Annotated in this window: 11 protein-coding genes; 2 read left to right on the top strand and 9 right to left on the bottom strand. The window is 63.2% G+C overall.

All coding sequences use genetic code 11. From position 1 onward, the window contains the following. Positions 1 to 29 precede the first annotated feature (29 nt). The 6 genes from B6V74_RS10735 to B6V74_RS10710 all read right to left on the bottom strand — a co-directional run bounded on the left by B6V74_RS10735 (position 30) and on the right by B6V74_RS10710 (position 7,550). Positions 30 to 1,463: a form I ribulose bisphosphate carboxylase large subunit gene (locus B6V74_RS10735; RefSeq protein ID WP_075774813.1), complete on the bottom strand. Its 1,434-nt coding sequence runs from the start codon at positions 1,461 to 1,463 to the stop codon at positions 30 to 32. A gap of 71 nt (positions 1,464 to 1,534) precedes the next feature. Further along, the gene (gene fba / locus B6V74_RS10730) at positions 1,535 to 2,614 is read right to left on the bottom strand and encodes a class II fructose-bisphosphate aldolase (protein WP_088718603.1); all 1,080 of its coding nucleotides are present in this window, start codon (positions 2,612 to 2,614) and stop codon (positions 1,535 to 1,537) included. Positions 2,615 to 2,672: 58 nt separating this feature from the next. Beyond that, entirely contained in the window at positions 2,673 to 3,674 is a 1,002-nt protein-coding gene (gene gap, locus B6V74_RS10725) for a type I glyceraldehyde-3-phosphate dehydrogenase (protein WP_088722780.1), read from the bottom strand. A gap of 13 nt (positions 3,675 to 3,687) precedes the next feature. Further along, the gene (gene tkt, locus B6V74_RS10720) at positions 3,688 to 5,661 is read right to left on the bottom strand and encodes a transketolase (protein WP_088722862.1); all 1,974 of its coding nucleotides are present in this window, start codon (positions 5,659 to 5,661) and stop codon (positions 3,688 to 3,690) included. 17 nt (positions 5,662 to 5,678) lie between these two features. Further along, on the bottom strand, positions 5,679 to 6,551 hold the full coding sequence (locus tag B6V74_RS10715) for a phosphoribulokinase (protein ID WP_088722779.1): 873 nt from the start codon (positions 6,549 to 6,551) through the stop codon (positions 5,679 to 5,681). Between the two features lie 3 nt (positions 6,552 to 6,554). Further along, a complete protein-coding gene (locus tag B6V74_RS10710; RefSeq protein WP_088722778.1) occupies positions 6,555 to 7,550 on the bottom strand; it encodes a class 1 fructose-bisphosphatase in 996 nt (331 codons plus the stop codon). Between the two features lie 107 nt (positions 7,551 to 7,657). Here B6V74_RS10710 and B6V74_RS10705 point away from each other — a divergent pair, with 107 nt between their 5' ends. Both B6V74_RS10705 and B6V74_RS10700 read left to right on the top strand, forming a co-directional pair. Then, positions 7,658 to 8,587 carry a LysR substrate-binding domain-containing protein gene (locus B6V74_RS10705; RefSeq protein WP_088718607.1) on the top strand — a complete coding sequence of 310 codons (930 nt, stop codon included), beginning with the start codon at positions 7,658 to 7,660 and terminating at the stop codon, positions 8,585 to 8,587. A 47-nt stretch (positions 8,588 to 8,634) separates the two neighbouring features. Continuing rightward, positions 8,635 to 9,606, top strand: coding sequence for a quinone oxidoreductase (locus B6V74_RS10700; protein WP_088722777.1), 972 nt, complete (start codon positions 8,635 to 8,637; stop codon positions 9,604 to 9,606). Positions 9,607 to 9,729: 123 nt separating this feature from the next. On the opposite strand, the gene B6V74_RS10695 is transcribed toward B6V74_RS10700, so the two are convergent. From B6V74_RS10695 to glgA, 3 genes are read right to left on the bottom strand one after another with little or no spacing between them, the layout of a single operon-like run. Continuing rightward, a complete protein-coding gene (locus B6V74_RS10695) occupies positions 9,730 to 11,355 on the bottom strand; it encodes an alpha-D-glucose phosphate-specific phosphoglucomutase (RefSeq protein WP_088722776.1) in 1,626 nt (541 codons plus the stop codon). Then, positions 11,352 to 13,370, bottom strand: coding sequence for a glycogen debranching protein GlgX (gene glgX, locus B6V74_RS10690; RefSeq protein WP_088722775.1), 2,019 nt, complete (start codon positions 13,368 to 13,370; stop codon positions 11,352 to 11,354). The genes B6V74_RS10695 and glgX overlap by 4 nt, the downstream gene beginning before the upstream one ends. Continuing rightward, positions 13,367 to 14,788, bottom strand: a complete 1,422-nt coding sequence (gene glgA / locus B6V74_RS10685) for a glycogen synthase GlgA (protein WP_088722774.1) — start codon at positions 14,786 to 14,788, stop codon at positions 13,367 to 13,369. The genes glgX and glgA overlap by 4 nt, the downstream gene beginning before the upstream one ends. Between the last annotated feature and the right edge of the window lie 32 nt (positions 14,789 to 14,820).

The following is a 14,820-nucleotide window of genomic DNA, read 5'->3' as shown; positions in this document are numbered from 1 at the left end:
TTCTCAGGCGTTGGTGGGAGGGGCGCGCCTTAGCGGTGCGCCACGTCCAGCTTGTCCACGGTGTCGAACTCGAACTTGATCTCTTTCCACGTCTCCATGGCGATCTTGAGTTCGGGCGAGTGCTTGGCGGCCGAGGTCATGATGTCTTTCGACTCCTTCTCGAGATCGCGGCCCTCGTTGCGTGCCTTGACGCAGGCCTCGACCGCGACGCGGTTGGCGGCCGCACCGGCGGCGTTGCCCCAGGGGTGGCCCAGCGTGCCGCCGCCGAACTGAAGGCAGCTGTCATCGCCGAAGATGTTGACAAGCGCGGGCATGTGCCAGACGTGGATGCCGCCCGAAGCCACCGGGAGCACGCCCGGCATCTGCCCCCAGTCCTGATCGAAGAAGATGCCGCGCGAACGGTCTTCCTTGACGTATTTGTCACGCATCAGATCGATCCAGCCCAGCGTCGCCTCGCGGTCGCCTTCGAGCTTGCCGACGACGGTGCCCGAGTGCAGGTGGTCGCCGCCCAGAAGGCGCAGCATCTTCGCGAGAACGCGGAAGTTGATGCCGTGCTTGGGGTGGCGGTCGATCACGCCATGCATCGCGCGGTGCACGTGCAGCAGCATGCCGTTATCGCGGCACCAGCGGCTCAGCGAGGCCTGCGCGGCCCAGCCCATCGTCAGGTAGTCCGACATGATGATCGGCGACCCGATCTCCTTGGCGAACTCGGCGCGCTTGTACATCTCTTCGATGTTCGGCGCGGTGACGTTCAGGTAGTGGCCCTTGCGCTCGCCGGTTTCGCGCTCGGCCTTGTCGATCGCTTCCTGACAGAACTCGAAACGGTCACGCCAGCGCATGAAGGGCTGCGAGTTGATGTTCTCGTCATCCTTGGTGAAGTCGAGACCGCCCCGCAGCGCCTCGTAGACCGCGCGGCCGTAGTTCTTTGCCGAGAGACCCAGCTTCGGCTTGATCGTGCAGCCCAGGAAGGGACGGCCGTATTTGTCGAGCTTGTCGCGCTCGACCTGAATGCCGTGGGGCGGGCCGTCACAGGTCGTCACGAACCACAGCGGGAAGCGCACGTCTTCCAGACGCAGGGCCCGCACGGCCTTGAAGCCGAAGACGTTGCCCACGAGCGAGGTGAAGACGTTGACGACCGAGCCCTCTTCGAACAGACCCATCGGGTAAGCGATGAAAGCGTAGTAGCTCTCGTCATCGCCCGGCACGTCCTCGATCGCGTAGGCACGACCCTTGTAGTAGTCGAGATCGGTCAGCAGGTCGGTCCAGACGGTGGTCCAGGTGCCGGTCGAGCTTTCTGCGGCGACGGCGGCTGCGGCTTCCTCGCGCGGGACGCCGGGCTGCGGCGTGATCTTGAAGACGGCGAGCACGTCGCTGTCCTTGGGGGTGTAGTTCGGCTCCCAATAGGTTTCACGGTATTCCTTGACGCCGGCGCTGTATTTACCGGGATTTGCATGCTGGTTCATCGGGGTCTCCTTGTCTCCCTAAATCCGATAACTGCGGCCCCGGGCGCTCGACTGCCGGGATCGCGGGTGTGTCAGGCGGCCTTGGCCGCGGAAATCACCGGGTCGAGCGATCCTTCGGCATAGCGCTTGGCCATGTCGTCGAGGTCGATCACCTTGATCTTGCTGGCATTCCCGGCGGTGCCGAAGCGCTGGAAGCGGTCGAGGCAGAGCTTCTCCATCTCTTCCATCGCGGGGATCATGAATTTGCGCGGGTCGAATTCGGTCGGCTTGCTTTGCGCGACCTTGCGGAACTGAGCCGTCAGGGCCATTCGGTTGTCGGTGTCGATATTCACCTTGCGCACGCCCGACTTGATGCCGCGCTCGATCTCTTCGACCGGCACGCCGTAGGTCTGGGGCATCTCGCCGCCGGACTCGTTGATCAGGTCCTGCAGATATTGCGGCACGCTGGACGAGCCGTGCATGACCAGATGGACGTTCGGGATCTTCGCATGGATCTTCTCGATCTGGCTGATCGCGAGGATGTCGCCCGTGGGCTTGCGCGAGAACTTGTAGGCGCCGTGGCTGGTGCCGCAGGCGATGGCGAGTGCGTCGACCTTGGTCAGCTTGACGAAATCCAGCGCCTCGTCGGGATCTGTCAGGAGCTGATCGTGGCTGAGTTTGCCAACCGCGCCCGAGCCGTCTTCCTCCGCCGCTTCGCCAGTCTCGAGATTGCCGAGCACGCCCAGTTCGCCCTCGACCGAAGCGCCGACCCAATGGGCCATGTCGGCCACGCGCTTGGTGATGCTGACATTGTAGTCCCAATCGGCGGGGGTCTTCATGTCCTCTTTCAGCGAGCCGTCCATCATCACCGAGGTGAAGCCGTGGCGGATCGCGGTGAGGCAGGTGGCCTCGTTATTGCCGTGGTCCTGATGCATGCACAGCGGGATATCGGGATACATCTCCGACAGCGCCTGGATCATGTGGCGCAGCATGATGTCACCGGCATAGCTGCGCGCACCGCGCGAGGCCTGCATGATGACGGGGGCGTCGCATTTCGCCGCCGCCTTCATGATGGCGATACCCTGTTCCATGTTGTTGATGTTGAACGCCGGCACGCCGTAGCCGTATTCCGCGGCGTGATCGAGCAATTGTCTGAGCGTAATCAGAGCCATATCAGGTGTTCCTTACGTTGTGGGCCTTATGTTGCGGGCCTAACCGGTCGCGCCGCGGTCAGAGGAGCTTTCCCATCGCGACGGCGGTGTCGGCCATGCGGTTGGAGAAGCCCCATTCGTTGTCGTACCAGCTGAGGATGCGCACCATCCGGCCGTCCATCACCTTGGTCTGATCCATGTGGAAGACCGAGGAGTGAGGATCGTGGTTGAAGTCGCTGGAAACATTGGGTTTGTCGGTATAGCCGAGAATGCCTTTCATGAGGCCGTCAGCGGCCGCGCGGATAGCCGCGTTGACCTCTTCCACAGTGGTATCTTTCGCGGCCTCGAAGACCAGATCGACGACCGAGACATTCGGCGTCGGCACGCGGATCGCGACTCCGTCCAGTTTGCCGTTGAGCTCCGGCAGCACCAGACCCACGGCCTTCGCGGCCCCGGTCGAGGTCGGGATCATCGACAGCGCGGCGGCGCGGGCGCGATACATGTCGGGATGCATCGTATCGAGCGTCGGCTGGTCGCCGGTATAGCTGTGGATCGTCGTCATGAAGCCTTTCGAGATGCCGATCGCGTCGTTGAGCGCCTTGGCGACCGGCGAAAGGCAGTTCGTCGTGCAGGACGCGTTCGACACGACCAGATCGTCCTTGGTCAGCGCACCGTGGTTCACGCCGTAAACGATGGTCTTGTCAGCACCGGCCGCCGGGGCCGAGACGAGCACGCGCTTCGAGCCGTTCTCCAGGTGGAAGGCAGCTTTCTCCCGCGCGGTGAAGATGCCCGTGCATTCCATCGCGATGTCCACGTCGCCCCAGGGCAGCTCCTTCGGGTCGCGGATCGCGGTGACCTTGATCTTGCCGCGGCCTGCGTCGATCCAGTCCTCGCCGGTGGTGACCTCCTGCGGGAAGCGGCCGTGGACGCTGTCGAATTGCAGCAGATGGGCGTTGGTTTCGACCGGGCCCAGATCGTTGATCGCAATTACCTCGATATCGGTGCGACCCGACTCGATGATCCCGCGCAGCACGTTGCGGCCGATACGTCCAAACCCGTTGATGGCAACTTTAACCGTCATTCTCGTTAGTCCCTCAGATCAGTTCTTTTGCATCCGAAACAATCGCTTCGGACGTGATGTTGAAGTGTTCGTAGAGCGCCGGGGCAGGGGCCGAGGCTCCGAAACCGGTCATGCCCACGAAGCGGTCCTCGGGGCGCAGGAAGAGATCCCAGCCCTGACGGATCGCGGCTTCGCAGCCGACGCGCGGGGCATCGCCGAGAACCTCGGCGCGATAGGCCGCGTCCTGTTTCTCGAAAAGCTCGAAACACGGCGCGGAGACGACCGCGGCCTTGATCCCTTGCTCGGCCAGTTGTTCGGCAGCGGCCATTGCGATCTCAACTTCGGACCCGGTGGCGATCAACGTCACGTCGCGGGCCTCGGGTGCGCGCAGCAGATAGGCGCCGCGTGCGGTGAGGTTCTCGTCCGTATGTTCGGTGCGAACCGTCGGCAAACCCTGACGCGAGGCCACGATCATCGTCGGCGTGGCCGTCGAGGTCATGGCGATTTCCCAGGCCTCGGCGGTCTCCACCGCATCGGCCGGTCGGAGGACGAGCAGGTTAGGAATGGCCCGGAGCGAGGCCAGATGCTCTACCGGCTGATGGGTGGGACCGTCCTCGCCGAGGCCGATCGAGTCATGGGTCATGACATAGCAGGTCGGCACGCCCATCAGTGCCGACAAACGAATTGCGGGGCGGCAGTAATCGGCGAAGGCCAGGAAGGTACCCCCATAGGGCCGCAGCCCGCCATGGAGCACGATACCGTTCATCGCAGCGGCCATGCCGTGCTCGCGAATGCCGTAATGGATGTAATCGCCGGTGAAATCGGTAGGCGTGATCGATTTCATGCCCGAGGATTTCGTGAGGTTCGAGCCGGTCAGATCGGCCGAGCCGCCGACGGTGAAGGGCAGGGTGGCGTTGACCACTTCCAGCGCCATCTGGCTCGCCTTGCGGGTCGCTACCTTGGGCCTGTCCTGAGACAGCTTGCGCTTGTAGACGGCGATCGCGGCGGGCAGGGCGCTGGTGTCGGCCTCTTCTGCGGCGAGGAAGTCGGCGCGAGCGGTCGCGGCGTTCAGCCTCGTCTCCCATTCCGCCCGCGCCCGCGCGCCGCGCGAGGCGATCCGGCCCCATTCCTCGTAGATCGCGGCCGGAATTTCGAACGGCGGATGGTCCCAATGCAGTTGCTTGCGCGCGGCAGCGATCTCGGCGTCACCCAGCGGCGCGCCGTGGACATCGTGGCCACCTTGCTTGTTGGGCGCACCGAAGCCGATGATGGTGCGGCAGGCGATCATCGACGGGCGCGGATCCTGACGCGCGGCCTCGATCGCAGCGGCGATCTCGGTCGGGCTGTGGCCGTCGCAGTCGACGACATGCCAGCCGGCGGCGGCGAAACGCGCCTTCTGATCCATCGAGGTGGAGAGATCGGTGTCGCCGTCGATGGTGATCGAATTGTCGTCCCACAGCACGATCAACTTGCCGAGCGCCAGATGACCCGCGAGGTCGATCGCCTCGTGGCTGATCCCTTCCATCAGGCAGCCGTCGCCCGCGATGACATAGGTAAAATGATCAACCAGATCGGCGCCATAGCGCGCATTCTTCATCTTCTCGGCAATCGCCATGCCCACGGCGGTCGCGACACCCTGACCAAGCGGCCCGGTGGTCACTTCGATCCCGTCGGCATGGCCGTATTCCGGGTGACCAGCGGTGCGCGAACCCAGCTGGCGGAACGTCTTGATTTGGTCCATCCCCATGTCTTCATAGCCCAGCAGATGGTTGATCGCGTAGAGCAGCATCGAACCGTGCCCGGCCGACAGCACGAAGCGGTCACGATCGGGCCATTTCGGCGCGGTGGGATCGATATTGATGAAGCGGTTGAACAGAATCGTCGCCACATCGGCCATGCCCATCGGCATGCCGGGATGGCCAGAATTGGCCTTTTGCACCGCATCCATCGCGAGCGCGCGGATCGCATTCGCCATCCGGGTTTCTTGCGTAATTTGAATATCTTTCATCGCCTTGTTCATCCTTCTCAAGCCCGCTTCGCTTCGCGCACGAGGCGCTCGATGAGGGGGGTGAGGATCAGCTGCATGGCCAGATCCTGACGGTTGCCGGGAATGACGATCGAGTTGGCGCGGCTCATCCACGAGCCGTTGATCATCGAAGTGAGATAAGGGAAATCGATCCCGCGCGGGTTCTTGAAGCGGATCACCACGAGGCTCTCATCCGCGGTCGGAATCCAGCGCGCGATGAACGGGTTCGACGTGTCGACGACCGGCACGCGCTGGAAATTGATATCCGTCTCGGTGAATTGCGGCGTGATGCAATGCACATAGGCGTGCATGCGGCGCAGGATCACGTCGGTGACGGCTTCGGTCGAATAGCCGCGAGAGGCCCGGTCGCGATGGATCTTCTGGATCCATTCGAGGTTGATCACCGGAACCACGCCGATCTTCAGATCTGCCAGCGCCGAGAGGTTCACCTCGTCATTGACCACGCAGCCGTGCAGACCTTCGTAGAAAAGCAGATCGGACTCGTCGGCGAAATCGCTCCAGTCGGTGAAATGACCGGGTGGCGTGCCCCATTTCTCGGCCTCGGCATCGTCATGGACGTAATGCCGGGTCTTGCCCTTGCCGGTCTCGCCATATTCGCGAAAGACGCGCTCCAACTCCTTGAGTTCATTGGCTTCGTAGGAGAAGTGGGAGAAGCCCTGATCGCCCGCGTCATAGCGCTTTTGCAGCTCTTCCTTCATGTCGGCGCGGTTGTAGCGGTGGAAGGCGTCTCCCTCGATTGAGACTGCGGAAATCCCTTCGCGGCGGAAGATCTGGTCGAAGGTCGATTTCACCGTCGAGGTACCTGCACCGGAGGAACCGACGACGGAAATGATGGGGTGTTTCTTGGACATGTATCAGCTCCGGAAGAGGCCGCGGGTATTGAAGAGCGCGTGGGCTTCATCCTGCGGCAAGTCGTGATAGGCGGCGACGCGGGCGACCTTGCTGGCCGAGCCGAATACGAAGGGCGTGCGGGCATGCAGCCGGTCGGGCGTCGCGGACATTATGGGATCGGCGCCGTCGGTGGCCTCGCCGCCGAGCTGCTCGATCAGCATCGCGATTGGCGCGCATTCGTAGACGTGCCGCAGGCGTCCGCGCTGGTAGCCTTCGCGGTCGTCACCGGGATAGAGGAACACGCCGCCGCGCGAGATGATGCGGTGGGTCTCGGCCACCAGCGACGCGATCCAGCGCATGTTGAAGTTGCGCCCGCGCGGGCCTTCGGCGCCGGCGACGAGATCGTCGATGAAGGCGCGGATCGGCTGCGGCCAGTGGCGGTAGTTCGAGGCGTTGATCGCGTATTCCGAGGTCTCGGAGGGCAGGGGCTTCGGATCGGCCACGCGGCGCCAGATGTCGCTTCCGGGCTCGAGAACCCATTGCTGCACACCCTTCCCGAAGGTCACGACCAGGGCGGTCTGCGGTCCGAAGATAATGTAGCCGCCCGCGATCTGCTCGTTCGCCGGACGCAGGAAGCTGGCCTCCGCGTCGTCGGCTGCCTCGAAGATCGAGAAGATCGTGCCGATCGAGACATTCACGTCGATATTGGACGACCCGTCGAGCGGATCGATGGCGAGCGCGAGCGTGCCGGTCCCGAAATCGACCACCTCGTCCTGCTCTTCCGAGGCGTAATGGCGCACCGCACCACCGCGCAGCGCGGCCATGAAGGCCTCGTCCGCGATCACGTCGAGCGCTTTTTGCCCGTCGCCACCGGCATTGGTGCCAGCCGCCTCCGCCAGATTTCCGTCCAGCCCGTTGCGCGCAATCATGCGGGCAAGCTGGGCACCGACGCTGGTCAAGCGGGTCATGGTGTCGGCAAGATCGGCAGAAATACCGAGGCCGTCGAAACTCACGGACATCTTCTCCTCCTCCAAAGACGATGTTCTTGTGAGCCAGACCATTGCCCGGATCGGTTTTTTATGAAATTTAAATAAAGGGAATGTGCGTTAAGGAAATTTGAAACCCAATGCGGATGAATGCTGTGACGCTGAAGCAATTGCGCGCGCTCGATGCGGTGGCTCGCGGCGGTTCGCTGACGGCTGCCGGAGAGAGCCTGAACCTCACAACCCCAGCAATTCATACGCAAATCAGGGGACTGGAGGACGCGATCGGGATGAAGCTGATCCAGCGTGCCGCTGATGGCGCCGGATCCGAGCTGACCGAAGCAGGCAAAGCGCTGCGCGAGAGCGCGCTGCGGATCGAGGACAACTTGTCGCAGGCCGAAGCGACGCTGAGCGCCATCGCACGGGGGCAGGTGGGTCGGATCACGCTCGGCGTCGTCTCCACCGGCAAGTATTTCGCGCCGCGGCTGGTGAAGATGCTGCAAGACGCACATCCCGAGATCGAGGTCGCGCTGCGCGTGGGCAACCGTTCGGCCATTATCGAGGGGATCGAGCGCGGCAGTTTCGACATCGCCGTGATGGGGCGACCGCCGCGCCATCCGCCGGTCGTGGCGCAGCCGATCGGCCAGCATCCGCATGCGCTGGTCGCGCCGCCGGACCATCCTCTTGTCGCCAAGGCAGACGATGTCGAGCGGCTTTTCGGCGAGACCTTCATCTCGCGCGAGGAAGGATCGGGGACGCGGATCCTGATGTCGCGCTGGCTCGACCGGGTCGGTGACGGGCGGCTCTATGACACGCTGGAGATGGACAGCAACGAGACGATCAAGCAGGCGGTGATGGCGGGTCTCGGCATCGCGTTTCTCAGCCTGCACACGGTGACGGACGAGCTGGAGACCGGACGTCTGGCGCTGATCCCGGCGCCTGGTTTGCCGCTGATGCGTCATTGGTTCCTCGTGCGCCGCGAGAGCGAACGCCCGCGCGAACTGGCGCTGCGCGTCTGGGATGAGATCGTCGAGATGAACGGCGCGTTCCTTCCGCATCCGATCCCGGATTGACGCCGGGGCCGCGCGGAGTACCTTTGCGCGGCAACAGGGAGGATATCATGGCTTATGCGATGGCAATCGCGCGCCCCGGCGGGCGCGACCAGTTCCACAAGATCGAAATCGAGGTCCCCAAGCCGGGCCCGGGCGAAGTCACTTTAAAACACACCGCTATCGGATTGAATTTCATCGATGTTTACTTCCGCACGGGTCTTTATCCGTGGCCGGTCGAGAGCGACCTGATCACCGGCGGTGAAGCGGCGGGCGTCATCGAGGCGGTCGGCGACGGCGTCGATCTGCAGGTCGGACAGCGCGTGGCCTATACGCAGCCCAATGGCGCTTATGCGAGCCACCGGGTGATCGCGGCGAAAAACGTGGTGCCGATCCCGGACGATATTTCCGACGAAGTCGCCGCGGCGGTGATGCTTAAAGGTCTGACCGTGCATTACCTGATCCATCACTCGTATCCGGTAAAGTTCGGTGACACCGTGCTTTTCCACGCGGCTGCAGGTGGCGTCGGCTCGATCGCGGGTCAATGGCTCAAGGCCAAGGGCGTACGCGCGATCGGTACGGCTGGCGGGCCTGAGAAATGCGCGCGTGCGCTTGAGCACGGATATGACGCGGTGATCGATTACCGGACTGAGGATTTCGGCGCAGAGGTCAAACGGCTCACCGACGGCGCAGGCGTCGCGGCGGTCTATGACTCGGTGGGCGCCGACACGGTGATGACGTCGCTCGATGTGCTCAAGCGCTTCGGCACGCTGGTGTGCTTCGGACAAAGCTCGGGACCGGCGGATCAGTTCAAGATCGGCGATCTTGCGCGTAACTCGCTGTTCCTGACGCGTCCGACCTTGTTCCAGCACACGGATCAGCCGGGGTGGCTACGAAACTCCGCCGCAGAACTCTTTGAGATGATTGGAAAAGGCGACATCAAGATCGACGTGCCGCAGACGTTTTCTCTGGAGGATGTAGCTGCAGCCCATGAGGCGCTTGAGGGCCGAAAAACGGTCGGGAGCACGGTTTTGACCCCATAATCGGCATCAAATCGCAATCATATTTTACATAATACCGATTATCGGTATTAATGTAGTATGAAAACGGGGGGCGATTTCAGCCCCCCGACTTTGTTTTGCGGCTGGATTTACCCCCTGACGGGATCAGGTGATGACGTCGGGCTTCTCGCGCCCCGTGCGCTCTCGGATACCCACCAACGTCTCGGTCGCCCGGATGATCGGTGCCAGCGCCTCTTGCGGATCATGGTCCAGCCCATCCGGTCCAGGTGCATAGCGCTCGAGATACACGCGCAGCGTCGCGCCCTCGGTGCCCGTGCCCGACAGACGCAGCACGACGCGCGAGCCGCCTTCGAACAGAATACGGAAACCCTGACCTTCCGCGACCGAGCCATCGACCGGATCGGTATAGGAAAACTCGTCTGAGCTTTCGACCGTAAGCCCTTCGACCTGCGTCCCTTTCAGCTCTCCGAGACGAGCGCGCAGATCGTCCAGCATCGCCTCTGCCTGCTCGGTCGGCAGCGCCTCGTAATCGTGGCGCGAATAGTAGTTGCGGCCATAGCGCGCGAAATGATCGGCCATGATCTCGGCCACCGACATCTTCCGCGCGGCAAGGATGTTGAGCCACATCAGCACCGCCCAGAGCCCGTCCTTTTCGCGCACATGGTCAGAGCCCGTGCCGAAACTTTCCTCGCCACAGAGCGACACGCGCCCCGCATCCATCAGATTGCCGAAGAACTTCCAGCCCGTCGGCGTCTCGTAGCAATCGAGGCCAAGCGCCTCGGCCACCCGATCCGCCGCCGCAGAGGTCGGCATCGAGCGCGCGACGCCCTTCAGCCCGTCCTTGTAGCCCGGAACGAGATGCGCATTTGCGGCCAGCACAGCAAGACTGTCCGACGGCGAGACATAAGTGCCCGCGCCAAGGATCATGTTCCTGTCGCCATCGCCATCCGACGCCGCGCCGAAATCCGGGGCGTTTTCGCCCATCATCTCGTCCATCAACTCATGCGCCCAGGTCGGGTTCGGATCGGGATGCATACCGCCGAAATCCGGCAACGGCGTGCCATGGGTCACGGTCCCCGCCGGCGCACCGAGACGGTTCTCGAAGATCTCGACCGCGTAAGGTCCGGTGATGGCGCACATCGAGTCCATCCGCATCCGGAACCCCGCCTTAAAGACATCGCGCAAAGCGTTGAAATCGAATATCGTTTCCATCAGGTCGGCATAGGCGGTCACGGGGTCGACGACTTCGACGGTCATCTCTCCCAGTTTCGTCTCACCGACGCTGTCCAGATCCGGAACTGCCGCGTCGAGCAGATGATATTCGGTGATCTCCTGCGTGCGTTTGTGGATCGCCGAGGTGATCGATTCCGGCGCTGGACCGCCATTGGAGCTATTGTATTTGACGCCAAAATCCTCGTCCGGGCCGCCCGGATTGTGGCTGGCCGAGAGGATGATGCCGCCGTTCGCCTGACGCTGCCGGATCAGGTTCGAGGCGGCGGGCGTCGAGAGCCACGCACCCTGCCCCACGATCATCCGCGCGGCCCCATTGGCAGCCGCCATTTTCAGGATCGTACTCGCAGCTTCACGCCCGAAATAGCGCCCGTCACCGCCAAGAACCAAAGTCTTGCCCCGCACGCCGCCGATCGCGTCGAAGGTCGATTGCACGAAGTTCTCGAGATAGTTCGGCTGCATGAAAACGCGGGTTTTCTTGCGCAGCCCCGAGGTTCCGGGTTTCTGGCCGTCGATGGGCTGGGTCGCGTGGCGGGTCATGATTTCTCCTGCACTGTTGCGCGGGTAAAGACTTGAACGGATTGTGCGGCAAGGCAAGCCTCAGGGGCGCCCAATTGTTCCGCCTCCCGTTCAGGAAACGCGGAATCGATCAAGCAGGTCCAGCGACCGGGAGGTAACTGCACCTGTTGTTTGGGCCCTGCGTTGAGGATCACATAGACCGCTTCGCTCCCGGCCTCGCCTGCCGGCCCCTCGGCGGCGCCACGGATCTCGACACCGATGCAGCGCAGTTCGGGATCGTTCCAATCATGCGGCTCGGGTTCGTGCCCCGAGGCGAGCCGCCAGATCAGATCGCGCATCCCGTCCTGCTTGCGGATCAGCGAATGCAGATAGCGGTTCTGCCGCAAGACGCGGTGATTTTTTCGTATCTCTATCAAGCGTTTGACGAATGTTGTTAAAGTCTCGTCAGGTCCACTCCAATCGATCCAACCGACCTCGTTATCCTGCGCATAGGCATTGTTGTTGCCGCCCTGAGAATTGCCGATCTCGTCGCCCGCCAGCAGCATCGGAACGCCTTGGCTCATCAGCAACGTCGCGAGCAACGCGCGTTTGCGCAAAGCCTGCGCCTCAGGGTCCTCGAGCGCCTCAGAGAAGTTCGCATCATGGCCATCGCGGTTTTCCTCGCCATTCGCGAGGTTCTGCTTTTCGCCATAGGAGACGAGGTCTTGCAACGTAAATCCGTCATGCGCGGTGATGAAATTCACCGATGCCGTCGCGGGCCGCCCCATCTGGTCGAAGATCTCCGCCGAGCCCGCGACGCGTCGCGCCAGATCGCCCGCCATCCCACGATCACCGCGCCAGAAGCGCCGCGCGTCGTCACGGAAACGGTCGTTCCATTCGGTGAACGGATGCGGGAAGCCACCGAGGTAATAGCCGCCCGGCCCGATATCCCACGGTTCCGCGATCAGCTTCACGCTCCGCAGGACGGGATCCTGCTCGATCGCGGTGAGAAATTGCGAATGCGCCTCGACCGCCCCCGACGATCCGCGTGCGAGCGTCGCGGCCAGATCGAAGCGGAAGCCATCGACTCCCATCTCCTCGACCCAATGGCGCAGGCAATCCATCACCAGACGCAGGCAAAGCGGGTTCGACAGGTCCAGCGTATTGCCCGTTCCGGTCTCGTCGATATAGGCGCCGTCCGGTGTCAGGCGGTAATAGCTCGCATTGTCGAGGCCGCGAAGGCTGAGCATCGGCCCGACCGCGTTGCCCTCACCCGTATGGTTGTAGACGACATCAAGGATCACCTCGATCCCGGCGCCATGGAAGCGCCGCACCATGTCGCGGAATTCGCCGCGCGGATCTGGCCCGGAATAGCGCGGCTCGGGCGCGAAATTGGCGATCGGCTGGTAGCCCCAGTAGTTGCTCAACCCCTTCTCGACCAGGAAGCGGTCGTCGAGATAGGCACAGCTCGGCAGCAGCTCGATCGCGGTGATCCCAAGATCGGCGAGATGCGACAGGATCGGATCAGAGGCGAGCCCTGCCCATGTGCCGCGCGGCGCCACGGGCACGTCCGGATGGGTCATCGTCAGCCCCTTGGGATGGGCCTCGTAGATCACTGTTTCCGACCAGCTGTGGCGCGGGCGATCCCATTTGGGCCGCTCGATATCGGTCACGACCGACTTCGGCACAACGCCCGCACTGTTTCGTCGGTCTGGCCTGGTTTTTCCATATTGCATAGGTGCTTGCCAGCTGATCTTCGAGTCGATCTGCCGCGCGTAGGGGTCGATCAGCAGCTTCGCCGGATTGAACCGATGTCCAGCTTCGGGGGCCCAGGGCCCATGCACCCGGTAGCCATAGCGTGCGCCCGGATTGAGCCCCTCGACGCGGCCATGCCAGATCGGCCCCGAACGTCCCGGCAAGTCTATGCGTTCTTCCTTCTCGCCGTTGAACAGGCATAGCTCCACCCTCTCGGCATGGGCCGAGGCAAGCGCGAAATTCACGCCACCTTCGCAGGGCGTCGCGCCCAGCGGGTCCGGTTTCCCTAGGGTGATCTTCATCGAGCGACAAGGTCGTCATACAGCGCGGCATAGCGCGCGGCTGACCGCTCCCAGCCCCAGTCGGTCTTCATGGCGCGGCGCTGCATCGCGGACCAGCCTTTTCGATCGCCGTAAAGCGCGATCAACTTCATCAGCGCCTGCCGCAGCGCCAGATCGTCGACGGGATGGAATACGATGCCGGTCGATGCGCCCGCGGCTTCGGTCGCGGGCGTTGCGCCCACCACCGTATCGGCCAGACCGCCGACGGCAGAGACCACCGGGATACAGCCATAACGCAGCCCGTAAAGCTGCGTCAGCCCGCAGGGCTCGAACCGCGAGGGCACCAGCACCGCGTCGCCGCCCGCAAACATCCGGTGGCTCAGCGCCTCGTCATAGCCGATCTTCACGCCAACCCGACCGGGATGGCGCGCAGCAAGCTCGCGCATCGCATCCTCGGCCCAGCCATCGCCCGATCCAAGCACGGCAAGGCCACCGCCCGCTTCGAGATAGGGCTCGAGCGCCGGGGCGATCAGATCCATCCCCTTCTGCGCTGTCAGGCGCGAAATCAGAATCGCAAGCGGCCCCGGCGCATCCAGTTCAAACTCGGCTTCCAAGGCCTTGCGATTATTAGATTTCCCACCGAGCTTCGTAGCCGAGAAAGACGTCGCCTCCGGATCGGCCTCAGGGTTCCAGACCTCCAGATCGATGCCGTTGAGGATACCGTGCAGATCGCCCGCGCGGGCCTGAACGACACCTTCCAAACCCATCCCGAACTCGCCGCGCATCAACTCGTCGGCATAGCGAGGGCTGACCGTGGTGATTGCGCTCGCCGCAACCAACCCAGCCTTGAGCGTCGAGATGTCGCCCCAGAACTCCACGCCTTCGCGGGTGAAATCCCACGCCTGCAGCCCGAGGGCTGCCAGCTTGTCGCGGCCGAACCGGCCCTGAAACGCGATGTTGTGGATTGTCATCACGGTCGGGATGCCAGTGCCGCGCAGATACCACGGCACGAGCCCGGTCTGCCAATCGTGGCAATGCACCAGATCGGGCTGCCATTTGCCCGCGCCCTCGCGCGCGATCTCGGCGGCGACGAAACTGAGGGCTGCGAAGCGTTCGGCATTGTCGGGGTAGTCGCGCCCGTCTTCGGAATACGGGCCCCCGTCACGGTGAAACAGATGGTCGGCCTGCAGCGCCAGAACCTCCATGCCGCCCGCCTTGCCCAGCACCAGCCGCGCCGGACCGCCATAGAGGCTCTCGCTTTCCCATACTGGTTTCGGCGATTTCAGCTTTTTCAGGATTCCGCGATAGGCCGGGATCATCACCCGCATCTCCCAGCCCTGCCCTTTGAGAGCGGCGGGCAACGCACCTGCCACATCGGCCAGACCGCCCGTCTTGATCAGTGGAACCGCTTCTGACGCAACCGAGAGCACGCGTTTCATGTCTTCGCTCTTTCCAAATATCCCGGGGTGCG

Origin of the sequence: Thioclava sp. F42-5, from assembly GCF_002213195.1 — a bacterium.
Lineage (GTDB): Bacteria > Pseudomonadota > Alphaproteobacteria > Rhodobacterales > Rhodobacteraceae > Thioclava > Thioclava nitratireducens.
This window is presented reverse-complemented; position numbering and strand designations above follow the sequence as displayed.